The sequence below is a fragment of the Hymenobacter coalescens genome, assembly GCF_054783195.1.
In genome coordinates this window covers 103,063-127,757 of sequence record NZ_BAAGRA010000022.1, presented here as the reverse complement: position 1 = coordinate 127,757, position 24,695 = coordinate 103,063, and the positions used below count along the sequence as shown (strand labels likewise).

The following is a 24,695-nucleotide window of genomic DNA, read 5'->3' as shown; positions in this document are numbered from 1 at the left end:
GCCTCCCGGCCGCCCGCCTGTTTTTTCTCTGACCTTTCATTTTTTGCTGCGCTGCTTCCGTCCTGCCCTGACCACTGGTGCCCCTTGGCCCCCGGCCCGGCAGTGAAGCCCTTTTCGCATGGAACCGACTGCCAACCCCACGCCTGATACCCCCGCGGCCACGACCGACAACCTTGCGTTTGCCCAGCGCACCGACCTAAGCCAGCTGGCTGGCACCACCGCGGCCGTCCGCCGCGAGGTGGGCCGCGTGCTCGTCGGCCAGCACGATTTGGTGGAGCTGCTGCTGGTGGCCCTGCTCGCCGATGGCCACGTGCTGCTCGAAGGCGTACCGGGCGTAGCCAAGACCCTGACCGCCAAGCTGCTCGCCCGCACCCTCGACGTGCCTTTCGGCCGCATTCAGTTCACGCCCGACCTGATGCCCTCCGACGTGCTCGGCACCTCGGTGTACGTGCCCGCCCGCGGCGCCTTCGAGTTTCGGCAAGGCCCGATCTTCTCCAACATCGTGCTCATCGACGAAATCAACCGCGCCCCGGCCAAGACGCAGTCGGCGCTGTTTGAGGTGATGGAAGAGCGCCACGTGACCTACGACGGCGTGACGTACCACCTGGACGCGCCTTTCCTGGTGCTGGCCACGCAGAACCCGGTGGAGCAGGAAGGCACCTACCGCCTGCCCGAGGCCCAGCTCGACCGCTTCCTTTTCAAAGCCCTGGTGCCCTACCCCACGGAGGCCGAGGAAGTCCTGATCCTGCAGGGCCACCACAGCGGCCCCGGCGGCCTGCCGCTCGACGACGTGCAGCCGGTGCTCAGCGCCGGGCAGCTCCAAACGCTGCGGGCCCAGGTGCAAAAGCAGCACGTGGAGCCGCGCCTGTTTGAATACGTGGCCCGGCTCGTGGGCCTCACCCGCACCCACAAGTCGCTGTACCTGGGCGCTTCGCCCCGCGCCTCGCTGGCGCTGCTGAACGGCGCCAAGGCCCTAGCCGCCCTGCGCGGCCGCGACTTCGTGACGCCCGAGGACGTGCAGCAGCTCGCCGCGCCGGTGCTCCGCCACCGCATCCAGCTGACGCCGGAGCGGGAGCTGGAAGGCCTCGGGCCCGACGACGTGGTGCGCCAGCTGATTCAGCAGGTGGAGGTGCCCCGCTAGCCCGGTACGCCTTCCGCAGCGGGCTGCCCCAAACGCCGCTAACGGCCGGGATTATTGCCCCGCCGGACCACTTCGTTGGCCTGGCACACCCGCTGCCAGCCGCCCTGCCCTGCTGCGTTTCCGTTCCTGATTCTTCACCGCGCAATGCCCCGCGCGCTGCTCGTTGCCTTCGCCGCCCGGCGATTCGCGCTACTTTATGCCTGCTTCTCCCTTACGCGAGTTTTTCCGCGCCGTGCTGCTGCCGCCGCGCCTGTTCGTGGCCCTGGCCGGAGCGGTGCTGCTGCTCATCGGGGCCCACTTCTGGCCGGTGCTGCTGGTGCCGGCCCAGGTGCTCATGCTGCTGCTGCTGGTGCTCACCCTGCTCGACGCGGTGCTGCTATTTGGGCTGGGGCGGGGCGGCGGGGTGTTTGCGCGCCGCGTGCTGGGGCGCCGCCTCTCCAACGGGGACGACAACGACATTCAGGTCGTGCTCGAAAACCGCTACCCCTTCCCGGCCCGCCTCGACGTGGTGGACGACGTGCCGGTGCAGTTCCAGCGCCGCGACCTGGTGTTCCCGGTGCAGCTCGGCGGCGGGCACACCACCACGCTGCGCTACCAGCTGCGCCCCACCCGCCGGGGCGAGTACGTGTTCGGGCAGACCAACGTGCTCGTTCGCTCCCCGCTGGGCCTGGTGCAGCGCCGCTACCGCTTCGGGGAGGCCGACGAGGTGGCCGCCGTGTACCCGTCGTTTCTGCAGATGCGGCGCTACGAGCTGCTGGCCGTGTCCAACCGCCTGACGGAGGTCGGCGTCAAGCGCATCCGCCGCGTGGGCCAGAGCATGGAGTTCGACCACATCCGGCCGTACGCCGTCGGCGACGACCCGCGCGCCATCAACTGGAAGGCCACCGCCCGCCGCCCCGGCGACAACAACCTGCTGGTGAACCACCACGAGGACGAGCGCGCCCAGCAGGTGTACTGCGTCATCGACAAGGGCCGGGTGATGCGCATGCCGTTCGAGCAGCTGGCCTTGCTCGACTACGCCATCAACGCCTCGCTGGTGCTCAGCAACATCGCCCTGCTCAAGCACGACCGCGCCGGCCTCATCACCTTCGCCCACGAGCCCGGCGACGTGGTGCCCGCCGACCGCCGCCGCGGGCAGCTGCCGCGCCTGCTGGAAGTGCTCTACCGCCAGCAAACGCGCTTTCTAGAGTCGGACTTCGAGCGCCTGGCTGCGCTGGTGCAGCGGCAGGTGAAGCAGCGCAGCCTGCTGGTGCTCTTCACCAACTTCGAGAGCCTGCACGGGCTGCAGCGCCAGCTGCCGTTTTTGCGCCGCCTGGCCGCCCGCCACTTGCTGCTGGTCGTGTTTTTTGAGAACACCGAGCTGCGCAGCGTGCTCGACAACCCGGCCGAAACCACCGACGAGCTGTACGTGCAGACCGTGGCCGACAAGTTTAGCCAGGACAAGCGCCGCATGGTGCTGGAGCTGCAGCGCTACGGCATTCAGGCCCTGCTTACCGCCCCGCAGCACCTGACGGCCAACACCATCAACCGCTACCTGGAGTTTAAGTCCCGCGGCCTGATCTAACCTCCAGTGATAAAAGACGATTTACCTCTGCCTCAGCTTGTAACCGTTCGCCGTGCCGTCGCGGCGGCCGCTGCTTTGGCGCTGGCCCTCGTGGCGTGCGAGCGAAAATCCGGGCAGCAGCTTCCGCGGCAATCGACCCCGCACGAAACAGGCGTCAAGCTCTACGCGCAACAGCGCTACGCAGATGCTGCTGTGGTATTTGCCAGCCTGTGCCTGCGCGAGCCGCGCAACGCCGACGCGCATTACCGGGCAGGCATATGCTACGGCCTGGCGGGCCGGTATGCCGAAGCCAACCAATACCTGTCAAGCGCCAAAGCGCTGGGCAAGCAGGCCCCCATCGACCGACAACTCGCCGCTAACTACTTCTACACCCACCAAATGGATTCGGCCCGCCGCTACATCGCCCGGGCCCTGGCCGCGGCTCCCGGTGATGAGAAAGCGCAGCTGCTGGCCAAGCTGATCGAAGCCCCTGGACGCCGGTAAAAGGCCAGGGGCGTGTTCTTGCCCGCCTTGCAAACGGCAAAGAAATTGCGCCGGCTGGGCCGATTCCCCGTAAACTCGCCCCATGTTCCGATTGCTCTTTTTGTTGCTGGCTTTGCCGCTGTTGGCTTCGGCCCAGGCGCCCAGCCCCCCGCCCGACACCCGCCAACTCATGCCCGTGCCGACTTCGGTGAAGTGGGGCAAAGGCGCTTACCTGGTCAAAACCACCTTCAAGGTGCAGCTGCCCCCGCAGGCTGATCCGGCATTGGAAGGCGTCGTTCGGAAGCTGGTAACTGAACGTTTGCTGGTGCCCGGCTCACCCGGCACGCGCACGACCTTCGCCACCACCGGCCCGGCCGACCTGGTTATTCGCTACGGCCGCGTGGGCCGCATGGAGAACTTCGACGAGGAACGCTATAGCCTGGTGGTCAGCCCGGCCGGCATCAGCATCGACGCGCCCACGAGTTTGGGGGTATTGCGTGGGTTGGCCACGCTTGGGCAGCTAATTCAACCCACTCGGGGCCGCAAAGGCAACCCGGGCGCCTTAACCATTTCCGAAGTCGAAATCCAGGACCAGCCGCGCTTTGTGTGGCGGGGGCTGCTCATCGACGCGGCCCGGCACTTCATGCCGGTGAACCTGATCAAGCGCAACCTCGACGCCATGGCGGCGGTGAAGCTGAACGTGCTGCACTGGCACCTCTCCGACGACCAGGCGTTTCGCGTCGAAAGCAAGGTGTTTCCGCGCCTGCACCGGGCCGGCAACACCACGCCCGGCTTCTACACCGCCGCCCAGATTCAGGACGTGCAGGCCTACGCCCGGGCCCGCGGCATCCGGGTGCTGCCCGAGTTCGACGTGCCCAGCCACACCACCGCCTGGCAGGTGGCCTACCCGCGCCTGGCCTCGCTCGATACCATTTACGGGCCGTACCAGAGCTTCCGCACCTCCAACATTGCCCTGGACCCCACCAAACCCGGCACCTATACGTTCATCGACTCTTTGTTCCGGGAAATGACCGCGCTGTTTCCCGACCCCCACTTCCACATCGGCGGCGACGAAAACGACGGGCGGCAGTGGCGGCGCAACCCGCGCATCGCGAAGTACATGCGCGACAGCAGCATGGTGAAGCGCGACGGGACGGTGGACAAGCACCTACTGCAGATTGCCTTCAGCCGCCGGGTGCTCGGCATCGTGACTAAGTATGGGAAGAAGATGGTGGGCTGGGACGAAATCCTGGGTCCCGGCCTGCCGGCCAGCGCGGTGGTTCAGAGCTGGCGCGGCAAAAAGGGCCTCTACGACGCGGTGAAGGCCGGCCACTCGGCCCTGCTTTCCCACGGCTACTACCTCGATCTGTACTTTCCGGCGGCCGCGCACTACACCCCCGACCCGCTGCCGGCCGACGCCCCGCTGACCGAGGCGGAAAAAAAACGCATCCTGGGCGGCGAGGCCACGATGTGGAGCGAGTTTGCCGATTCCGTGGTGGTTGATTCGCGCATCTGGCCCCGCGCCGCCGCCGTGGCCGAGCGGCTGTGGTCGGCCGGCACCGTCACGGACGTGCCCGACATGTACCGCCGCCTGCAGCTGGTATCGGGGCAGCTGGACCAGCTGGGTTTGCAGCACCGCCGCGCTCCGCAGCAGCTCCTCACCATGATGGCCGCCGGCCAGCCCGTGGAACCGCTGCAGACGCTGGCCGCCGTGCTGGAGCCGGTGAAGGAATACAAGCGCCACTTCCAGGGCCGCACCTACACCCCGCTGATGCCCCTGAACCGCCTCGTGGACGCGGCCCCGGCCGAATCGGAGGCGGCCCGGGTATTTCATGCCACGCTGGATTCGCTGCTGCGCGCTCCGCGGGCCAAGACCACCGAGCTGCCGCGCACGCCCACCACGCGCCGGCAGCTGGCGGCGCTGCGCACGCAGCTGAAAACCTGGCAGCAGAACGACGCCCGCGTGCAGCCCTTGCTGCAGCTGAACCCGGAGCTGCGCGAGTACGCCCCGCTCTCTACCCAGCTCACCGTGGTGGCCACCCTGCTGCTGCAGCGCCTGGAGCAGCTGGAGCAGGGCCGCCCCGTGTCCGCCGACTGGCTGGCCGGGGCGCAAAAGCAGCTGGAAACTGCCCGCAAACCCGTCGGGCAGGCGGAGCTGGCCCTGGCCACCAAGCTTGATAAGCTGGTGTGGGGGCAGCCGTAGTTCCCTACCTCACAGCCGGCCGAAACGCCTCCCCTGCCGTAGCTTGCGGCGGCAGACCTTCTTTGCTTTCCCCTTTGATGCGCCATTCCTTTTTCTTTTTTGCGGCCCTGGCGGGCCTGGCCGCGTGCCAAACCGGCCAGCCCGACTCCGAGCGGAACCCCACCACCGAAGCCGCCGCCGATGCCGACACTACGGCCACTGCTGTTGCACCTGCGCCCGCCGTGGCTCCGGCCCGGCTGGCCCGGCAAGTTAGTCCGCTCATCAGCGGCGTGTGGGTGAAAGCAGCTTACCTCGATGCGCTTACCCGCACCCGCTCGCCTCAGGCCGTAGCCGAAGCCCCGGCGGCCACGGGCATCACGGCCTTTGCCATCGACCTGAGCAAGCCCCGAGCCGACAGCGTAGCCTTCGACGCTATTCTGAACAACCACGAGGGCGGGCTGCTGCAGGTGTACCTGCGGCCGGGCCGCCAGCCCCAGTCGCTGCCCGTAAGCTACGTCGACTACGAAGACGAGGGTAGCAGCTTCGAGCTCAGCTACGGCCGGCAGGGCACCGACACGCTGCTCCAGCTGCGTAAGTACGACCGCCGCAACCGGCTTCGCGAATCGGTGAGCTACCGCCGCGTGCGGTTCCGCCCCACCAACCTGCAGGACGAGCCCGCCCTGAACCAGGGGCTGGCCTACGCCGTGCGGCAGGTAATGCTGGCCGGCCGCTACACCGGCACCGACTCCGTGGGACGGGCCGTGCAGGCGCAGTTTCTGCCGGACGGGCACGTAAGCGGCCTGGGTAGCTTCCGCACCTACACCGTCAACATTGATTTCATCGGCCCCGAAAACAACCTCAACATGCTGTTTTTCGACCAGTACACGGCCCGGCAACGCACCTTGGCTTATCGCATCACTCGCGACACGCTGCAGCTCTTCGCCGTGCGCCCGGACGCCGAACACATCAACCTCAGCCCGGGCCGCCGTCACTACACGCTGGTGCGCCGCCGGTAAGCCCGGTATTCGGCCGTGGCCCGCAGCCAGCCCTATTCGCTTCTGGCCCCTTGCTCAATCCAGCAGCGAATCAGCTGCCGCTCCTCCTCGGTCATGCCGGTTTTGTTGTTCTGGGGCATGGTTCGGGTCAGCACCACGCGCTGCATGATCTTGTCCTGAAGCCGGATGATGTCCTGGGGCGAATCGTAGACGACGCCGTTGGGCGCGGTTTTGAACACGTCGTCGGTGGGCGAGGCCGAGTGGCACTGCACGCAGCGCTGCTGCACGATGCCCCGCACCTGGGCCATGCTCACGTTGGGCGTGCAGGCCGCGCCGGCGGCGCCGGCGTCGTTTTTCGGGGCCGTTACGAAGGCCACGGCCAGCAGCAGACCCGCCGCCAGCGGAAACACGAGGCCGCTGGGCTGGTGCTTTTCGCGCAGGTTCAGCCAGTGCTTCACGCCGGCCGTGCCCAGGGCAATGGCGGCCAGCACCAGCCAGGGCTGGCTGTGCCCGAAGGTGCTCGGGAAGTGGTTGCTGACCATCACGAAGAGCACCGGCAGCGTGAAGTAGTTGTTGTGCAAGGAGCGCAGCCCGGCGTGCTTGCCCAGCTCCGGGTCGAGCGGCAGTCCCTCGGTGGCGGCCTTCACCATGGCTTTCTGGGCCGGGATGATGATGAAAAACACGTTGCCGACCATCAGCGTGCCGAGCATGGCTCCGAAGTGCAGGTAAGCCGCCCGGGCGCTGAACACCTGGCAGTAAAACCACGCGAAGACGGTACCGATCAGCAGGCCCAGCACAGCCATCAGCAAGCCGTTGCGCACCAGCGGCGTGCGGCAGAGCAGGTGGTAAAGCACCCAGGCCACCCCGAACGAGCCAATGCCGATGGCCACGCCGGTGAGCGGGCCGATGTCGAGCACCTGCGGGTCGATGAGCATGGCCGTGGGGTTGAAGTAGTACACCACGAACAGCAGGCTGAAGCCGGTCAGCCAGGTGAAGTAGGCTTCGTACTTAAACCAGTGCAGGGCCTTGGGAATGGTGGGCGGCGCCAGCTTGTACTTCTCCAGGTAGTAGAAGCCGCCGCCGTGCACGGCCCAGAGGTTGCCGGCCAGCTCCTCGCGCACGTTGTCGGTGCGGTTCAGCGCGTTTTCCAGGAACACGAAGTAGAACGAGGCCCCGATCCAGGCAATGCCGAAGGTCACGTGCATCAGCCGCACCACGATGTTGAGCCATTCCATCAGATGGCCTTCCCAGGCCGAGCCCTGCACGAACACGTAGGCCACGGCCAGCAGAAACACCACCCCGAGCACCGTGAGGGCGTAGCCGAAGCCCTGCATGGTCAGCCCCCCGTCGCCGAGGGCACCGCCGCGGCGGTCGGCCCGGCCGAGGCGGTGCAGAAAGGCGCTGGCCCCGAGAATGAGCAGAAACACCAGCCCCACCACCGCCAAAATCAGAAAGCGAATCATAACTGCGTAAGCTCGGCGCCGCGGGCGGGCCTGGGTACTGGGAAAAAGAACGGGCAGCAGGGCGGTTGCCGGGTGATGCCAGCGGCCGACCGGCACACTTAGACGGACGACCGGCCACCGGCCCTGACTGCCCAGAGCCGGCTTTCAAACTTTTCTGCGACCGGCGACCGGGCAGCGGCGCTTCGTGTTTGAAATATTCTCATTTTGTGGCACAGTCCAGCCCCCTGCATGTCCGATTTCGCCTTAAAAAGTAAAAAAATCGTCACGCCGACCGGTACGCACGCCGGTCTGCTGGTCGTGCGGGCGGGCCGCATCGCGGCGCTGCTGCCCCCGGAGGCCGCCGTCGACGTACCCGTGCGCGACGTGCACGACCTGGCGGTGCTGCCGGGCCTCATCGACCCGCACGTGCACATCAACGAGCCGGGCCGCACGGACTGGGAAGGCTTCGATACGGCCACCCGCGCCGCGCTGGCCGGCGGCCTCACCACCCTCGTGGACATGCCCCTGAACTCGGCGCCGGTCACCACGTCGGTGGCCGCGCTGGAGCAGAAGCTGGCCGCCGCGGCCGGGCAGCTGCACACCGGCTGCGGCTTCTGGGGCGGCATCGTGCCCGGCAACGCGGGCGAGGTGGCGGGCCTGATTGCCCGCGGCGTGCTCGGCTTCAAGGCCTTCCTGACCCACTCCGGCATCGACGATTTCCCGAACGCCACGGAGGCCGACCTGCGCGCCGTGATGCCCCTGCTGGCCCGGCACGACCTGCCCCTGCTGGTGCACTGCGAGCTAAGCCAGGACGACGAGGCGTGGAAGCTGGGCGACAAACAATCTTACCCGAACTACCTCGCCTCGCGCCCCAAAAGCTGGGAAGACGCGGCCGTGGCGCTGATGATCCGGCTGTGCCGGGAAACCGGCTGCCGCACCCACATCGTGCACCTGTCCTCCGCCGATGCGCTGCCGCAGCTGGCGGCGGCCAAAGCCGAGGGCCTGCCGCTGACGGTGGAAACCGGGCAGCACTACCTCTTCTTCGCCGCCGAGGACATTCCCGACGGGCAGACCCGCTACAAGTGCGCGCCGCCCATCCGCGAGCGGGCCAACCAGGAGCAGCTCTGGCAGGCGCTGCGCTCGGGCCTGATTGATTTCGTGGCTACCGACCACTCCCCTGCTCCGCCCGAGCTCAAGCAGCTCGAAACCGGAGATTTTACCACGGCCTGGGGCGGCATTGCCTCGCTGCAGCTGGCCTTGCCGGCGCTCTGGACCGCCGCCCAGCCGCGTGGCGCCACCCTCTCGGACCTCGCCCGCTGGCTGAGCGAAAACCCGGCCCGGCTCATCGGGCAGGCCGGGCGCAAGGGCCGCCTCGCGCCGGGCTACGACGCCGACCTGGTGGTGCTCGACGCCGACCAGACGTTTACCGTGACCGAGCAGGGGCTGCACCACCGCCACAAGGTGTCGCCGTACGTGGGCCGGGAGCTGCGCGGCGTGGTGGAGCAGACCTACCTGGCCGGGGCGCTGGTGTACGAGCGGCCCGATTTCCTTCGCCTCGGCCAAGGCCGGATCCTAACCCGCTAACGCGCAATGTCGAACGACTACGAACGCCGCGCCGCCGGCATTATGGCGCGTATCGAGCAGCTGGCCGCCATCAGCGAAGAGCCGGGCGTGGTCACGCGCACGTTCGGCACACCAGCTTTCCTGGCGGGCCGCGCCCTGGTGCAGCAATGGATGACCGCCGCCGGGCTGGAAACGCGGGTCGATAACATTGGTAACCTGCGCGGGCGGCTGCGCAGCGCCCGGCCGGGGGCCCGCACCTTCGTCATCGGCTCGCACCTCGACACGGTGGTGAATGCGGGCAAGTTCGACGGGCCGCTGGGCGTGCTGCTGGGCTTGGACCTGCTCGCGCAGCTGGCCGCCCGGCCCCAGGAGCTGCCGTTTCACGTGGAGCTGATGGCTTTCAGCGACGAGGAAGGCGTGCGCTTTCATACCACCTACCTCGGCAGCCAGGTCGTGACCGGCGCCTTCGAGCCCGCGCTGCTGCAGCGCCCCGACGCGGCTGGCATTACGCTGGCCGAAGCCATCCGCGCGGCGGGCGGCGACCCGGCGCAGCTGGCCGCCGATGCCCTGCCCGCCGCCGAGTGGCTGGGCTACTTCGAGGTACACATCGAGCAGGGGCCGGTGCTCTGGGAGCGGCAGGTGCCCGTGGCCCTGGTGACGGCCATTGCCGGCCAGCGCCGCGTGGAGCTGACGTTCGGCGGCATGGCCGGGCACGCGGGCACGGTGCCCATGCGCATGCGGCAGGACGCGCTGGCCGGCGCGGCGGAGTTTGTGCTGGCCGCCGAGCGGTTTGCCACCGAGCACCAGCCCGGCCTGCTGGCCACGGTGGGCAAGCTGCAAGTGGCGCACGCGGCCAGCAACGTCATTCCCGGCCAGGTGAGCTGCAGCCTGGATGTGCGCAGTCCGCACGAAGTACAGCTCGATACGGCGTACCACAAGCTGCGCGAGCAGGCCGAGGCCCTGAGCGCGCGCCGTGGCCTCACGCTGGCCTGGCAGCTGGTGCAGCAAGCCGCGCCCGTGACCTGCGACGCGGAAATGAATAGCTTGCTGAGCGCGGCCATTGCCGGCGCGGGCCACGAAGTTATCGAGTTGGTCAGCGGGGCGGGCCACGACGCGGTGCCGATTGCGCGGGTGGCGCCGGCCGCCATGCTCTTCGTGCGCTGCTACCGCGGCATCAGCCACCACCCCCTCGAACATGTGGAGCCCGCCGACTTGGCGGCCGCCCTGCGCGTGGCCGAGCAGTTTCTTTCGCTTCAGCTTACCAAACACCAAGCCTGCTAAATGGAAATTTCCGCCCTTACCCGGTCCGTGGTCAAGCGCAACCACGCCGTCATTGCGCCCGACGGCTACATCAACAGCAACGTGCCGGGCTGGACCGACTGTACCGTCAACGTCATCATCAACGAGCAGATGGGCGCCCGCCTCTGCCAGACGCTGGTGACCCTGCGCGAAGGCGGGCAGCTCACGGGCCGCACCGAGGCCGCGCAGATCTTTTTTTACGTGGTGAGCGGGCAGGTGCAGGCCACCATCGACGGGCAGGAGCGCGACCTGGCGGAAGGGCAGTACGTGTACGTGCCCGTCGGCAAGCCTTACCTGTTCCGGCAACCCACGGAGGGCGCCCAGGTGCTGACTTTCCACAAAGTGTACGAGCCGCTGGCGGGCCACGCGGTGCCGGCCGTGTACTTCGGCGAGCGGGACCTGAGCAAGGCGCCCATCTACATGAACGACGAGGCCCTGCGCATTCAGGAGCTGCTGCCCAACGAGCCGGGCTTCGACATGGCCGTCAACATCTTCACCTACGGCGTCGGCGGCCACCTGCCCATGGTCGAGACGCACATCATGGAGCACGGCCTGCTGTACCTGCAGGGCCAGGCCATTTACATGCTCGACCAGCAATGGTACCCGGTGAAGAAGGGCGACTCCATCTGGATGGCGCCCTACTGCCAGCAGTGGGCCACGGCCATGGGCCAGGAGCCCTCGGTGTACATCTACTACAAAAACGTGAACCGCTTCCCGACGGTGGTGTAGCGCCGTCGTTTGCCGCTTTTGCCATGACCCTCGACGACCTCAACCAGCTGCCCGAACCCGCGCTGACCGACGCGCTGCGCACCTGCTGCGGCGCCTCGGCCTGGGTAGCCATCATGGCGGCCTCGTTTCCCATGGCCGACCGGGAAACGCTCTTCGATCAGGCTGACTTCATCTGGAACAACCTCTCGGAGGCGGACTGGCGCGAGGCGTTTACGCACCATCCCAAAATCGGCGACCTGGAGGCCCTGCGCGAGAAATTTGCCAGCACCAGCGCCTGGGCCGAAGGGGAGCAGGGCGCCGTGCGCCAGGCTTCCGAGGCAACGCTGCAAGCCCTGGCGGCCGGCAACGAGGCGTACGAGCGGAAGTTTGGCTACATTTTCATCGTGTGCGCCACCGGCAAATCGGCCGACGAAATGCTGGCCCTGCTGCAGGCCCGCCTGCCGAACCCGGCCGAGCGCGAAATACGCCTGGCCGCCGACGAACAGCGCAAAATCACCCGGCTGCGGCTGGAAAAACTCCTGACCCCATGAGTCAGCTTACCACGCACATTCTCGATACCACCAAGGGCCGCCCCGCCGCCGACGTGACGGTGGTGCTCTACAGCCCGCTGCCCGGCGACGGGTGGCTGGAGCTGACCCGCGGCGTGACCAACGCCGACGGCCGCATCCCGGACCTGCTCACGCCCACGCTGCGCCTGCCGGTGGGCCCCTACAAGCTCAAGTTCTTCACCCAGGAATACTTCGAGCGCACCAACGCCACCACGTTTTACCCCTTCGTCGAAATCGTGTTTACCGTGTCGGACGGCAGCCACTACCACGTGCCGCTGCTGCTGAATGCCTATGGCTACAGCACCTACCGCGGCAGCTGACGGAGCCGCGGCGGGCAGAAGCATGTCCGTTACCAGGCATTTTTTGCTGAGCTGATGACTTCTGCCGACTCCCACCCGACCACCGATAACTACCCCTCCCCCATGCACCTGAGCCTTCCCGAATCCGATAAAAACCAGCTACTGGAGCAGCTGGGCAGCGCCAACTTGAAGTTTCAGCGCACCTACCCCGGCGACCGGCCCGACCGGCAGCCCGTGCACACGGTGTACGGCGGGGCCAACCTCTTCAAGGCCGATACCTGCGTGCGCATGGGCGACATTGCCCTGCACAGCCTGCAAACCTACGCCCCGAACTTCGTGGAGCTGGCCCGCGTGCTGCAGCTGCAGGGCCACGAGCACTTGCCCACCTCGGCCGCCGACATTGCCGACCTCACGGCCCGGCTCGACGCGATGAGCGAGGAGCAGCGCAAAAAGGAGCACGCCTGGCTGGCCTATTCCGTCTACCACAAGATGCTGCGCAAGCTGCAGACCGAGGCGGTGGAGGATTTTCGCATCGACTTCGAGGACGGCTTCGGCAACCGGCCCGACGAGGAGGAGGACGCTACCGCCGTGCAGGCGGCCCGGGAGCTGGCCCGGGGCATGCAGCAGGGTACCATTTCGCCCTTCATCGGCATCCGCATCAAGCCCTTCACCGAGGACCTCAAGCAGCGCGGCGTGCGCACCCTCGACCTCTTCCTGACCGCCCTGCTGACCGAAACCGGCGGCCGGCTGCCCGACAACTTCGTGGTGATGCTGCCCAAGGTGACCATCCCCGAGCAGATGACTACCATGGTACGCCTCTTCGAGCTGCTGGAAAAAGCCCACGGCCTGCCCGCCGGCACGCTGCGGATGGAAACCATGGTGGAAGCCACCCAAATCATCATGGACGATGAGGGCCGCAACCCGCTGATGCGCATCATCCGCGCCGGGGAAGGCCGCTGCGTGGCCGCCCACTTCGGCACCTACGATTACACGGCCTCGGCCGGCATCACGGCGCGCTACCAGACCATGGCGCACCCGGTCTGCGACTTTGCTCACCACATGACCAAGGTGGCGCTGGGCGGCACCGGCATCTTTCTTTCCGACGGGGCCACCAACGTGATGCCCATCGCCCCGCACCGCGGCGACAACCTCAGCTACGAGCAGCTGCGCGAAAACCGCGAATCGGTGCACAACGCGTGGCGGCAGGGCTTTCACCACACCACCCACTCGCTCATCAACGGCCTCTACCAGGGCTGGGACCTGAACCCGGCCCAGCTGCCGATGCGCTACGCGGCCACCTACACCTTCTTCCTCAGCTCCCACGCCGACGCGCTGCACCGGCTCAAAACCTTCGTGGAACGGGCGGCCATCAGCACCCTCACCGGCGACATTTTCGACGATGCCGCCACCGGCCAGGGGCTGCTCAACTTCTTCCTGCGGGCCCTGAACTGCGGCGCCATCACTGAGGAAGAGGTCCTGGCCACGGGCCTGACCACGGAGGAAATCCAGTCCCGCTCCTTCTTCCGCATCCTGCAGGGCCGCCGCCAGCAGCCGGCCTAGTACTTTGAGGTGAGCCGGCCGGGTCCGCTTTCTGGTTTTTCTTTTCAGCCCCTTCGCCTATGATCCGCCGAATCAAAGTACTGAGCAGCCCGGAGTCGGTGCTGGCCATCGGGCGCACGAAAAAGTCGTTGCGGCGCGACATGCTGTGGCTGGGCGTGGCCCTGCTGCTGGCCGCCGGCTGCCTGGCCGTGGAGTTTGTGGTGCTGCTGCGCGAGCCGGCGCCGGATTACCTGAGCCTGGCCGCCGTGGGCTTGGGCGCGGCTGTGCTGGCCCTGCTGGCCGGGGTGCTGCGCCGCCTGCGGCAGCAAGTGCTGCTGCGCGACCGGATCGTCTTCGACCGCGCCCAGGCGGTGGTGCGCCGCAACGAGGAAGCCCCGTTCTGCTCCTTCGATGAGATTAACCGCGTGGTGCTGGAGGCCGTGCACGACGCCGAGGACCATTTTTGCGGGTACTTGTTGTATGTGGCTACCGCCGCCAAAGGGCGCCTCGTTATCGGCGAAGGGTTGGCCAAATCGAAGGATTTGGCCGTGGGGCAAGCCATTGCGGTCTTCACCGGCAAGCCGCTGGAGCGCGTGGGCGAGTTGGCCAGTGATGCGCTGAGCCGGCCCTAACCCTGCAAGGCCGCGGGAGTATATAGGCAAGGACTGTGGTAAGTACAAAAAACATCCGTTAGTAAATAACATATTACTAATGCGTTATAGCGCGTTAGCACCAACAAACCAGTCTGTATCGGAACCCTTCCCCTCGTCCGGATGATTATTTTACCACTTGGCTGCTACCCCTTGGCACTGATGGGGTTTACGTCCCAAGCAACGCTACGCGGGGTCAGAGGAGCAATGGAACCGCTGCGCGGCCTTCGCCCGTGAACTGAATCGGATAGTGTAGTTTTACGTACGAGAAGAGTCCTTACCCGCCGGCAGAATACAATTTGAATCGAATGAATCGCCTCCGTCGTCTTTTGCCCGGCAATTGGATAGGGCTTGTGCTCTGTTTCCTGTTGTTGGCTGGCGGCGCCCAGGCCCAGAAAGCCGATACCAGCCGGACGCCGAAACCCGTTCGCAACATCGACCTGGAAAATATCGACGTGGCCCCGGACGCGGTGGACACCAAGGGCTGGTTGCTGCTCAACCAAGACATTGCGCTGGAGCTGGAGGGCGCGGTGCAGAACCTCTACAACTTCAAGTACGACCGGGCCGAAAAGCAATTCCGCTCCCTGCGCCGCCGCTACCCCAACCACCCCATGCCCTACTTCCTGATGGGCCTGAGCACCTGGTGGAAGATTGTACCGACGAACGTTCAGACCCGGCTCTACGACAAGCCTTTTATCGCCTACATGGACACGGCCATTACCAAGGCCGAGGCCCTGTACGAAAAGGACGAGAAGAACTACGAAGCCTGCTTTTTCCTTTCCGCCGCCTACGGCTTTTCCGGCCGCCTGTACGCCGAGCGCAGCAACTGGGCCAAGGCCACCGTCAGCGCGAAGCGCGCCCTGAAATACCTGGAGCTCAGCCAGGAGGCCAACGGCCTGAGCCCGGAGTTCCTGTTCGGGCAGGCGCTGTTCAACTATTACGCCGTCTGGATTCCGGACAACTACCCGCTGCTGAAGCCCGTGCTGCTGCTGTTTCCGAAGGGCAACAAGCAGCTGGGCCTGCAGCAGATGCGCAACGTGGCCGACAACGGGGTGTACGTGGGCCCCGAGGCCAAGGTATTCCTGATGCGCATCCTCAACAACGAGGAAGGCAACCCGGCTTTGGCCATGCCCATTGCCCGCGGGCTGGCCGCCAGCTACCCCGACAACGGCTACTTCCAGCGCTTTTACGCGCTGCTGTGCTTCAACGAGGGCGAGTTCCGCGAGTGTGAGCGGGTGAGCCGCGAAATCCTGGACAAGCTCAACCGCGGCTTTGCCGGCTACGAGGGCATCAGCGGCCGCTACGCCACCTACTTTCTGGGCTGGCTGATGCAGAACAAGTACAAGGACCTGCCCAAGGCCAAGGACTACTACCAGCGCTGCATCGTGTTTGCCGAAAGCACGGCCGATACCAAGGGCGGCTTTTACCTCTACGCCAACCTGAACCTGGCCCGCATGGCCGATAAGGACAACAACGTGAAGGAGGCCCGCCGCTACTACGAGCAGGTGCTGGCCATTGCCGACCGCAAATCGGCCAATCACGCCGAGGCCAAAACTTACCTGCGCACCCACAAGCTGGCCAAAAAGTAAGCCCGGTGCCCGCGCCGATTGCGCGGTGACGCGAACCGTTCGGTTCGCGCCCCGCACGGTTGTCGCAGTACAATTACCATTGGCGGACGTGCCCCCAGGATGCGAGCTACGGCGCGGGCGGCGTACCTTGCGGGCCTTAAGCACCGCCCGCCATGCAGCACAAGATACTTCAGGACCTGCAGGAACTGAATTTCACGGCCATCGACTTCGAAACGGCCACCGAGCAGCGCCATAGCGCCTGCTCCATCGGGCTGGTGCGCGTGCAGGGCGGCGCGGTGGTCGATACGTACCAGTACCTGATCCGGCCGGTGGAGCTGCGCGTGGCGCCCATGAACTACAGCGTACACCGCATTTCGCTGGAGCAGCTGCGCCCGGCCCCGCCGCTGCCCGAGCTCTGGCCGCTGCTGCAGCCCTTCATCGAGGGCCAGCTGGTGGTGGCCCACAATGCCTCCTTCGACGTGAGCGTGCTGGAGCACAGCCTGCGCGCCCACGCGCTGCCGGTGCCCGCCTTCCACAGCCTGTGCTCCGTGAAGCTCATGCGCGCCTCGCACCCCGGCTTCGACTCCTACCGCCTCAACGAGCTGGCCGCCCGCTTCGGCCTCACGCTCAACCACCACGACAGCCTTTCCGACGCCGCCGCCTGCGCCGACCTAACGCTGCGGGCCCTGCGCAGCGGACACTCATTCGCGTGGTCGTTCAAGCAGCGCGAGCTGACCAAGGGCATCGGCAGCGCGGCCAAGCCCCGCATGGCGCGCACGTGGCGTTGGTAAGGCCACGGTCCTAGCCGACTGATTTCTACCCTCGCCTAAAACAGCACCGACGCCTGCATGCGGCCGGTGTGAATCACGTTGAGCCCATCGGGCTTGCGGCCGTCGTAGCTCACGGTGATGTTGAGGCCGTTGCTGAGGCGCTGCTCCAGGTTCAGGTTCCAGGTCACGTTGTTGCCAGGGCGCAGGGCCTGCAGGATTTCCAGGCCCACCACCGAGTTTTCGGTGCCCCGAAAGCCCACGCGCACGTAGCTGGCCGTGCCCGAGAGAGTACGCTTGCCCACCTGGCTGATGCGAGTTTCCACGCTCAACTCGTCGAAGGTGCCGCGGGCGCGGGGCGCGTCGGGGGCGGGCGGCAGGGTGTTTAGCTTGGAGGTGCGCCGGTAAGCGCCGGTGAAGCGCCAGATGCCCGTGGGCTGGTAGCTTAGCTCGGGGGCCAGCTCGTACTGCTCCAGGCGGAAGTTGCGGTCGAGGAAGGAGCTTTGGTTTTCGCGGATGCTGCGCACCATGTTCAGGCGGCTGGTGAGGGCCTGGGCCAGGGTGCGGCGCAGCAGCACACCCTGGCTGGCGAGGTTGCGCGTGTCAGAGCCCTGGGTGAGCAGGGTTTTCTGCTGGGTCTGCTGCACGGTCAGCTCGGCCCCGAAGATGGGATTGGAGCGGTTGAAGTACAGCGTGGAGCGCAGCAGCTTGGTCAAGGAGAGCAGCTGGTCGTCGGCCGTCTGGTAGGCGAAGGGGTTCAGGCGGGCGGAGAGGCCGCGCTCCGTGGTGCGCCGGTCCAGGTTGACGGTGGTGACGGCGCTGAAGCGGGCCGCGCCCGCCCGCCAGCCGCCCGCGTCGCGCCAGCTGCGCGGGGCGCCCAGGCTCAGCCGGTAACCGAAGCGGTTGGTGAAGGCCGTCACGTACTGATCGGTGAACAGAAACACCTTGATGTGGGTGCGGTACACCGCATCGGGCGTGGCCGCCTCCAGAAATTCGTCTTTGTCCTGCCGGCCGTTGTTGTTCAGGTCGCCCACGTAGTAGTGCGTGCCCTGCCCCTGCTGGCCGGTGGGCACCTGAATAAACACGTAGTCGCGCTTGGGCTCCCGGCCGGTGGCCACGTTGTAGGTCAGCTCCGAGCGCAGCTGGCCCTGCAGCAGCGAGAGGTTCCAGGCCAGCTGCCCGAGCACGGTGCGCTGCCGGGCGCTGTCGCGGGCGGCCAAGTCGCGGTAGGTGGCCAGCAGGCTCAGGTCCTGGTTGCGGCCGAGCTTGGTGCTGAGCTGCCCCTGCCAGGTCTGGGCCGTGCCGCGCAACTGCAGGGCGCGCAAGTCCGGGGCCGGCGTCCGGTCGCGGCGGTAGGTGTAATCGAGGCGGTACTTCACGCTGGCGCTGTCCTGGCTTTGCACGAACACGGCGTGCTCGTCGAAGTAGTTGGCCGAGGAAAGCGAGTCGCCGGAGGGCAGGCGCACACGGTTCTTGTCGAAGCGGTACGCGTAGCCGGGCACCACAGGGCCGCGTACGTAGCGCACGGCGGCCTCGCCGCGCGTCCAGGTGCTGCGGCGGCGGCCCGCATCGGCCCCGAGCACGAACAGCGAGCCGCGCATTTCCACGTTGCCGAGGCGCTGGGCGGCATCCAGCCAGTGCTGCACGCCGCTCACCTCGCCGGTGCGGAAGCGGCGGCTCACGCGGTAGTTCACGCTGTTGGCCGCGTCCTTCACCACACCCAGCGAGAAGTTGAAAATGTTGTCTTCGCGGGAGAGCCGGCCGCCGGTGGCGTTGCTCTGCTGGGTGGCGCCGGTGCTCCAGTTGCGGTCAAACTCGATGTCGCGGTACCGGTCGATGGGCGCGAAGCCGCGGCTGGTGTACTCGTAGTCGAGGGCACTGCGCAGGCGGTAGCCCTGCCACTGGCCCTGCGCCCCGCTGCGTCGGGCGTAGGCCGGGCGCCCGTCGGCCAGGCGGTAACTGCTCAGGCCGCCGCCCAGTGGCCGGCCCTCCATCACGTAGCCCACGCGCATGGCGTGGCCCTGGCCCGACTCGGGCGAGAAGCGGTTCAGGTCCAGCCGGGACGAAGCCAGGTCCACGAATACCGTGGTCGAGGAGTCGACTTGGTAGCTCACGCCGGTCGACAGCACCTGTTTCTCCAGCGGCGTGGGCAGCAGGCGCTCGGGCCGGAAGCGCCCCTGCGGCACCCCGCCGACGGGCGCGCGGTACTCGTACACCCGGCCGTTGGCGTTGAGGTTGCCCGGAGTGGTGCTCAGCACGTAGTCGGCCCCGTCCGCGCCCTGGCCCACGTCGGTGAAGCGCACGTCGTACACGTCACGGGTCGAGTCGGTCAGCAGCGCGTAGATGAAGCGCTGTTCGCCCGTGGCCGGGTCGGTAAAGAGCACGCGGTTGTACTGAATCTGCCGCCGGTCGTAGGTGGCCGGCACCGCCCCCGGCGCGGTGGCCAGGCTCACGTTGTCGCCGATGCCGCGCAGCAGCTCCTTGTCCTGGTCGGTCAGCGAGAGGTTGGGCGAGTTGTCGGGGTTGTCGGCTTCGCGGTAGTAGTTGGCGTGCACCTGCAGGCGGCCGGCCTGCTGGTAGTGGCTCAGGTGGTACAGCGAGCGGGCGTAGTTGAAGTCGGAGTACTCGTAGTCGACGCGCAGGCGGGAATTACGCGTGATGAGGTTGCGCGGGGAAAACGTCAGCTCGGCCGTGTTGTAGTCGATGACGTAGTCGTTGTCGAAGCCGCGCACCAGCAGGCGGCCGTCGAGGTACACCCGCTCCGAGTTGGCCAGGATGATGATAAACTGCTCGCCGTTGGGCCCGCGCAGCCGATACGGGCCCTGCACGTTCTCGATGGGCTCGACGGTGGTGCTGGCAAACTTGCCCTTGGCCACGCCCGCCGCCACGGTGGTGGAGCTGCGCAAGGGCCCCAGCCGGGAGCTGGCGTTGCTTTGCACCGTCACGGGCCGGGTCTGGTCGCGCTCGGTGGGGTAGCGCGGGTCCAGCGTCTGCGGCGCCGTAATGGGCAACTGCGGACCGGTGGTACCCGGGTTGGTAGGGTTCAGCGGGTTGGGCACAAAGGCGCCGGGCCCGGTCGTGGGGTTCAGCTGCTGGCCCAGAAACAGCTCTCCGGCGGCACCCTGCACGTTTTTGTAGAAACGCAGGAAGTAGTCGGGCTTGTTGCGCAGCACCACGTCGCCGGCCGTCAGGGCCCAGTTCGGGTGAGTAAGCGTGATGTAGATGCGGTCAAACTCCTGCAGCTGCTGGGTGTTGCCTTCGGGCTGAAAGGGCACGTTCTGGTCGCTGATGGCGGCCGTCAGGTTGATCTTCTCGGTGAGCTTGCCCTCCAGCTGCAGGTTCAGAGCCGAGTTGACGAATACGTTCTGGGCATTGCCGAAGGAGATGCCACGCGTCAGCGAGCCGGTTTTGTTGACGCCCGGCGTGGCCAGAATCTGCTCCTTGCGGCCCAGGTCGGCGTAGCCGGTGAAGGGCCGGCTCTCGAAGCTGAGCGAGTCCATCAGGCTGCGCGGCCGGCGGCTCAGCGGGGCCGCTAGCCGCACCGGCAGCACGCGGTAGCAGACCAGCACCGAATCGGGGCGGTTGGTGGGGAGGCGCAGATCGGGCTGGCCGGGTTCGGGCGAGGCCACCCGGCTGCTCGGCCAGATGATGCGGTAGCGGTCCTGGCGCGCATCGTAGGCCACGGCGCGCCCGTCGGTCGAGACGGAGGAGGGCACCACCGTCAGCGTATCCGCGAGGCGGAAATCAGTGGTATCCCGGCCCGGCGGCAGCCGCACCCACACGCAGCGCCGCGACGAGGGCACTGCTCCCGGCCGCAGCTGCGCCCGCGCGGCCACGGCGCCCCCCGCCAACAGGGCCAGCAGCAGCAGAAAGCGGACGGTGAGGCGTAAGGAATGCGGCATAGAGCGAGCCGGGCGGGCTTCGGCAGAACTGGAATAACGCTTGGCGGCCTAACGTCGTGCGCAGCGGGAAAAATCCCGCGGGCCGCCGCGATTAGGCTCGAGCCAGCGGCAGCTCAATAAAGAAGGTAGTGCCCTCCCCCGCCGTGGTTTCAAACCACACTTTGCCGCCTGCGCTTTCGATGCCGCGCTTGGCTACGGCCAAGCCGATGCCGGAGCCGGTTTCCTTGGTGGTAAAGTTGGGCCGGAATACCTTGTCGCGCACGTCCTCGGCAATGCCGCTGCCGTTGTCCTGAATGCTGATGCGCACCTGCCCGGCGCCCAGCAGCTCCACACGGGCCAGCACGGAAGGCGCGCGGTCGGCCGGAATGGCCTGCAGGGCATTCAGCAACAGGTTGTTGAAGGTGCGCACCAGCAGGTTTTCGTCGGCAAAGACCTCGGCCTGCTCGGCGCCGGGCGCCGGCTCGAATTGCACGTGCTGGTGCAGGGCCACGCAGCGGCGCAGCACCTGGGCAATGGCCAGCCGCTCGGGGCGCATGGCGGGCAGGTTCGTGAAGTTGGAAAACGACGTGGCAATATCAGTGAGCACGTCGATCTGGGTGATGAGCGTCTGCGAGATGCGGCCGATCATTTCCTCCAGATTGCCGCGCTTCTCGGTCAGGGCCCGCTGCAGAAACTGGAGGCTCAGCTTCATGGGCGTGAGCGGGTTCTTGATTTCGTGGGCCACCTGCCGGGCCATTTCGCGCCAGGCCGCCTCCTTTTCCTGCATGGCCAGCTCCTGCTTGCTGTCTTCCAGCTTGTGGAGCATGGTGTTGTACTCGCGCACCAGCAGCCCCAGCTCGTCGTTCGATTCGTAGGCCAGCGGCTCGTTCTGGCCCGTGAGGGTAATGTGGCGCAGTTTTTCCGTGATGAGCTTGAGCGGCCGCGTCAGCACGCGGGTGGCCACAAACGTCAGGAACAGGAACAGAATGAACATCACGGTGAAGATGTTCAGGATGGTGGTAGTCAGCTCCGTGAGCTTGGTGTTCAGCTCCTTCTGCGAGTCGAAGAAAGGAATGCCCACGTAGCCGACTACCGCGCCGCCGCCGGGCGAGGCCGACTGCGCCCGGATAGGCAGGTACAGCGTGTTGAAGGACAACGACCCGGCGCGTTCCGTCAGCAGAATGCGCGGCTGCCCGCGCTCGGCCAGCGCCACCACGGCTTCGGGGTTCATCAGGTTGCTGATCAGCCCGGCCTCAAAGATGAGCGGCTGGCTGCTGACCAGCAGCTGGCCGCGGGCGTCGTACACGTTGAGGTCGGTTTCCGTGAGCGTGGACACGGTTTCGGCCAGTTCGGTGAGGCTGTTGCGACCGGCGGAGTCGGCTAGCAGGCCCCGCCGGCGCAGTAGGGTCTGCTGCGCCAACTGGCCCCGCCGCTCGTAGCTGCGGCGCAGGTCCAGCTTGTAGGTATCGGTAAAGAGGCTGGCCGTGGCTAGGCTGACCACCAGCAGGGTCACCAGAATGCCCACCGTCATGAAGGCCTGAATTTTGGCCGAGAACGTGGTGCGGAACCAGCGCTGCCGTGGGCTGCGGCCGGCCAGCAACGCCAGGCCAATGAGCCCGCCGCCAATCAGGTGCAGCAAAAACCAGAACGAGAAGTTGGCCAGCCACTCGGCGGCGGCGTAGGTGGGCGTGGTCACCACCACGGTGCGCTGCTGCGGCCCCTGCACGCCCAGGTGGTGGGAGCCGTTCAGCACGAGGCCGGTGGTGTTGAGACGCGCGTCCTGCAGTAATGTGCCGGGCAGTTCGTTCACGTAGTCAAAATCGCCTTCGCTGTACACCAGCCGGCCGTTTTCGTAACCGGCGTAGCTCAGCTCGTTGCCGAGGCCGGGCTGAAAGTACTTCTGGTCTACCAGCAGTTCGGGCACTACACTGTTGGTGGTGAGCTTTTTCAGCGTCAGCTCCAGCAGCACCGTGGCCGTGCTGCCGGCCACCGTCGGTACAGGTATGAAGGCCACGTACCGCCGCGAGTCGAAAGAATTGCCCCCGTGCAGCAGGTACAGGTTGGGTAGGTCGGTGGGCACGGCCTGACGCAGCAACTGTGCGCGGACTGTCGATAGAGTCAGCGACCCGTCGTCTTCGTTCATGGGCTGGCCCTGCCCGTCAAAGAGCGTCACGCGCACCTCGTATTTGTCGAAGTACCCGCGCAGGTAATACTTGGCTATCTTCTGGCGCACCACGTCCTGGTCGGCAAAGCGGTTGGCCAGCCGGGTACGCATCACCGGGTCGGCCGCAATGTCGTGAGCCCGCTCGGCCAGCAGGAACTCGCCCTGCAGATCATTGTCGACGAGCAGGTTGCCCGCCAGGCGCTGCTTGTTCTGAATCAGCTGCTCCTTGAAGTGCTGGTACAGCGCCAGCGAGCCGACGCCGGCGCTCAGGCCCAGCATCAGAAACAGGAACACTACCACCCGAAACGGCAGCACACTAGCCAGTTGCCTTAGGGCGGCAATGCGCAGAATCAGGAAGAACAGCAGCGTGAGGCCCAGCAATACCACCAGCGTTTCGCCCAGTGCGAAGCCCACGGGCAGCACCAGCAGCGCCGACACTGCCAAGATCAACAGCTGCACCGGCCGCGGCTCGGCGGGCACGGCGGCCAGGTATAGCTGCGTCACCAGCCAGAAAACCACCAAGTAGCTTCCCGTGTGCAGCACGATGGCCAGACAGAGCAGCACCTTGAAGCCCGAAAACTGAATGCTTTGCGTGACGTCGAGCACCAACTGCGAATTGCTGACGGAGCTTAGGTAGAAGAAGTACAGTCCCAGCAGCACCGTGAAAAACCCCAGAAAAGCCCCGGCCGCTGCTCCCCAGCGCGCGGGCCCCAGCGGCAGCCGGCGTACGTAGCGCGTCACGCCGTAGCGCCGGAACAGCAGCAGGGCGTACCAGGCCAGCAGCAGCAGCAAAAGCGCGTTGATCAGCAGGTCGCCTAGTGACGGCGAAGCCCAGGAAGCGGCGTACAGCTTAGGATCGAACAGCGGCAGCTCGATAAAGGAAAAAGGCAGGTTGAAGTGCAGCAGCATGGCCCGAAACAGTACCAGCGGCAGCACAACGGCTGCCGCGCCGGGCAGCAGCCGGCCGCGCGCAAACAACCGCCTCGCTTGCAGCAACCAGCTGCCTACGTACAGGCCCATACCGAGCAGCAGCAGGGCCAGGGGTAGATACTTGCCCGTGATGGGGTTAGGCTGCAGGCTTTGCAGGGAGAAGAGGTAACGGCCTTCGTGCGAGAAAAGCTGCGGTAGGGAGGAATTGTGCTGCGCATTGGCGACAAGACGTACCTCCGGCCCGCGAAACAAGGCCCGCTCGCTGCCTTCGCGCAGGTAGCGGTTGCTGATGCCGTACTCACGCAACAGCGGCACGTAAGTCAGGATGATGTAGGAGCCAGCGGGGCGCCGGATGGCCAGGTAGCGCCCAAATCGCATTTCCACCAGCTTGTCGCGGAACGGCTGCGCCACGTTTTCCACTTCCGGCCGCATGGTGTGGTCGGACCAGTACAGCAACTGCTCTCCCCGGAACACGAAGGTGGGGTAGGTAGCCGGCTGCAAAGTGGCAAAGCTGCCCTTGCCACGCAGCAGTTGCACAGCCAACGTTTCGGCTTCCTGCTCGGCCCGCCGCTCTGCCCCCGACAGCAACTGCTGCAGCCGCGCTACGTCGGCACGCACCAGCACGCCCGGCGCGGTAAAGTAGTTGCTCAGGTAAGCGCCCAGAAAGCAGAGCAGCGCCAGCAGCAATAGCCACAGCGGCAACAAACGCTTGCTCACGAAGCGACGCGGTCGGACGGGGAGAGATGGGTTCAACGGCCCGCTGGTTGGTAATGACTGGGCAATAAGCAAAAATGCCGCCAGCGGCGGCATTTGGAAGAAAAGCAAGGCCTACCGGCGAAGCGTCTGCGGGTCGTAGCGGATGCCGCCGAAACCGTAAAGCATAATGGCCCGAGCGTAGCGGAACAGCAGCGGGGTAAGCAAAATCATGGCCGCCGCTACCACGGTCACATACACTCACACCGGCGGGTCGTG

General features: G+C 66.4%; 17 protein-coding genes. 14 read left to right on the top strand and 3 right to left on the bottom strand.

Features of this window, described 5'->3' with window-relative positions; translation table 11 throughout:
* The first annotated feature begins 118 nt into the window (after window positions 1–118).
* The 5 genes from ACYVKQ_RS20475 to ACYVKQ_RS20455 all read left to right on the top strand — a co-directional run bounded on the left by ACYVKQ_RS20475 (window position 119) and on the right by ACYVKQ_RS20455 (window position 6,365).
* Window positions 119–1,141, top strand: a complete 1,023-nt coding sequence (locus tag ACYVKQ_RS20475; RefSeq protein WP_460677223.1) for an AAA family ATPase — start codon at window positions 119–121, stop codon at window positions 1,139–1,141.
* A 196-nt stretch (window positions 1,142–1,337) separates the two neighbouring features.
* Window positions 1,338–2,705, top strand: a complete 1,368-nt coding sequence (locus ACYVKQ_RS20470; RefSeq protein ID WP_460677222.1) for a DUF58 domain-containing protein — start codon at window positions 1,338–1,340, stop codon at window positions 2,703–2,705.
* A 75-nt stretch (window positions 2,706–2,780) separates the two neighbouring features.
* Window positions 2,781–3,188, top strand: coding sequence for a hypothetical protein (locus ACYVKQ_RS20465; protein WP_460677221.1), 408 nt, complete (start codon window positions 2,781–2,783; stop codon window positions 3,186–3,188).
* Window positions 3,189–3,270: 82 nt separating this feature from the next.
* Complete coding sequence (locus ACYVKQ_RS20460; RefSeq protein WP_460677220.1) at window positions 3,271–5,370, top strand: beta-N-acetylhexosaminidase; 2,100 nt, start codon at window positions 3,271–3,273, stop codon at window positions 5,368–5,370.
* Between the two features lie 77 nt (window positions 5,371–5,447).
* Window positions 5,448–6,365: a hypothetical protein gene (locus ACYVKQ_RS20455; protein WP_460677219.1), complete on the top strand. Its 918-nt coding sequence runs from the start codon at window positions 5,448–5,450 to the stop codon at window positions 6,363–6,365.
* Between the two features lie 32 nt (window positions 6,366–6,397).
* On the opposite strand, the gene ACYVKQ_RS20450 is transcribed toward ACYVKQ_RS20455, so the two are convergent.
* The gene (locus ACYVKQ_RS20450) at window positions 6,398–7,807 is read right to left on the bottom strand and encodes a urate hydroxylase PuuD (RefSeq protein ID WP_460677218.1); all 1,410 of its coding nucleotides are present in this window, start codon (window positions 7,805–7,807) and stop codon (window positions 6,398–6,400) included.
* A 228-nt stretch (window positions 7,808–8,035) separates the two neighbouring features.
* On the opposite strand from ACYVKQ_RS20450, the gene allB reads away from it, so the two are divergent.
* The 9 genes from allB (at window position 8,036) to ACYVKQ_RS20405 (ending at window position 16,772) form a co-directional block, all read left to right on the top strand.
* On the top strand, window positions 8,036–9,370 hold the full coding sequence (gene allB, locus ACYVKQ_RS20445) for an allantoinase AllB (protein WP_460677217.1): 1,335 nt from the start codon (window positions 8,036–8,038) through the stop codon (window positions 9,368–9,370).
* A gap of 6 nt (window positions 9,371–9,376) precedes the next feature.
* A complete protein-coding gene (locus tag ACYVKQ_RS20440) occupies window positions 9,377–10,630 on the top strand; it encodes an allantoate amidohydrolase (protein WP_460677216.1) in 1,254 nt (417 codons plus the stop codon).
* The gene (gene allE, locus ACYVKQ_RS20435) at window positions 10,631–11,377 is read left to right on the top strand and encodes a (S)-ureidoglycine aminohydrolase (RefSeq protein WP_460677215.1); all 747 of its coding nucleotides are present in this window, start codon (window positions 10,631–10,633) and stop codon (window positions 11,375–11,377) included.
* Window positions 11,378–11,400: 23 nt separating this feature from the next.
* The gene (gene uraD, locus ACYVKQ_RS20430; RefSeq protein WP_460677214.1) at window positions 11,401–11,907 is read left to right on the top strand and encodes a 2-oxo-4-hydroxy-4-carboxy-5-ureidoimidazoline decarboxylase; all 507 of its coding nucleotides are present in this window, start codon (window positions 11,401–11,403) and stop codon (window positions 11,905–11,907) included.
* The gene (uraH, locus tag ACYVKQ_RS20425) at window positions 11,904–12,245 is read left to right on the top strand and encodes a hydroxyisourate hydrolase (protein WP_460677213.1); all 342 of its coding nucleotides are present in this window, start codon (window positions 11,904–11,906) and stop codon (window positions 12,243–12,245) included. The genes uraD and uraH overlap by 4 nt, the downstream gene beginning before the upstream one ends.
* A gap of 54 nt (window positions 12,246–12,299) precedes the next feature.
* Entirely contained in the window at window positions 12,300–13,784 is a 1,485-nt protein-coding gene (locus tag ACYVKQ_RS20420) for a DUF6986 family protein (RefSeq protein WP_460677212.1), read from the top strand.
* Between the two features lie 59 nt (window positions 13,785–13,843).
* A complete protein-coding gene (locus ACYVKQ_RS20415) occupies window positions 13,844–14,395 on the top strand; it encodes a hypothetical protein (RefSeq protein WP_460677211.1) in 552 nt (183 codons plus the stop codon).
* Between the two features lie 371 nt (window positions 14,396–14,766).
* On the top strand, window positions 14,767–16,002 hold the full coding sequence (locus ACYVKQ_RS20410; RefSeq protein WP_460677210.1) for a tetratricopeptide repeat protein: 1,236 nt from the start codon (window positions 14,767–14,769) through the stop codon (window positions 16,000–16,002).
* A gap of 152 nt (window positions 16,003–16,154) precedes the next feature.
* Window positions 16,155–16,772 carry an exonuclease domain-containing protein gene (locus ACYVKQ_RS20405; RefSeq protein WP_460677209.1) on the top strand — a complete coding sequence of 206 codons (618 nt, stop codon included), beginning with the start codon at window positions 16,155–16,157 and terminating at the stop codon, window positions 16,770–16,772.
* A gap of 35 nt (window positions 16,773–16,807) precedes the next feature.
* On the opposite strand, the gene ACYVKQ_RS20400 is transcribed toward ACYVKQ_RS20405, so the two are convergent.
* Window positions 16,808–20,650, bottom strand: coding sequence for a hypothetical protein (locus tag ACYVKQ_RS20400; RefSeq protein ID WP_460677208.1), 3,843 nt, complete (start codon window positions 20,648–20,650; stop codon window positions 16,808–16,810).
* 91 nt (window positions 20,651–20,741) lie between these two features.
* Complete coding sequence (locus ACYVKQ_RS20395) at window positions 20,742–24,476, bottom strand: sensor histidine kinase (RefSeq protein ID WP_460677207.1); 3,735 nt, start codon at window positions 24,474–24,476, stop codon at window positions 20,742–20,744.
* Between the last annotated feature and the right edge of the window lie 219 nt (window positions 24,477–24,695).

Bases quoted from the DNA above. Each gene is read 5' to 3' on its own strand.
- ACYVKQ_RS20450 (WP_460677218.1), bottom strand. From the start codon at position 7,807: ATGATTCGCTTTCTGATTTTGGCGGTGGTGGGGCTGGTGTTTCTGCTC.
- uraH (WP_460677213.1), top strand. From the start codon at position 11,904: ATGAGTCAGCTTACCACGCACATTCTCGATACCACCAAGGGCCGCCCC.
- uraD (WP_460677214.1), top strand. From the start codon at position 11,401: ATGACCCTCGACGACCTCAACCAGCTGCCCGAACCCGCGCTGACCGAC.
- ACYVKQ_RS20475 (WP_460677223.1), top strand. From the start codon at position 119: ATGGAACCGACTGCCAACCCCACGCCTGATACCCCCGCGGCCACGACC.
- allB (WP_460677217.1), top strand. From the start codon at position 8,036: ATGTCCGATTTCGCCTTAAAAAGTAAAAAAATCGTCACGCCGACCGGT.
- ACYVKQ_RS20405 (WP_460677209.1), top strand. From the start codon at position 16,155: ATGCAGCACAAGATACTTCAGGACCTGCAGGAACTGAATTTCACGGCC.
- ACYVKQ_RS20415 (WP_460677211.1), top strand. From the start codon at position 13,844: ATGATCCGCCGAATCAAAGTACTGAGCAGCCCGGAGTCGGTGCTGGCC.
- ACYVKQ_RS20440 (WP_460677216.1), top strand. From the start codon at position 9,377: ATGTCGAACGACTACGAACGCCGCGCCGCCGGCATTATGGCGCGTATC.
- ACYVKQ_RS20420 (WP_460677212.1), top strand. From the start codon at position 12,300: ATGACTTCTGCCGACTCCCACCCGACCACCGATAACTACCCCTCCCCC.
- ACYVKQ_RS20470 (WP_460677222.1), top strand. From the start codon at position 1,338: ATGCCTGCTTCTCCCTTACGCGAGTTTTTCCGCGCCGTGCTGCTGCCG.
- allE (WP_460677215.1), top strand. From the start codon at position 10,631: ATGGAAATTTCCGCCCTTACCCGGTCCGTGGTCAAGCGCAACCACGCC.
- ACYVKQ_RS20400 (WP_460677208.1), bottom strand. From the start codon at position 20,650: ATGCCGCATTCCTTACGCCTCACCGTCCGCTTTCTGCTGCTGCTGGCC.
- ACYVKQ_RS20460 (WP_460677220.1), top strand. From the start codon at position 3,271: ATGTTCCGATTGCTCTTTTTGTTGCTGGCTTTGCCGCTGTTGGCTTCG.
- ACYVKQ_RS20455 (WP_460677219.1), top strand. From the start codon at position 5,448: ATGCGCCATTCCTTTTTCTTTTTTGCGGCCCTGGCGGGCCTGGCCGCG.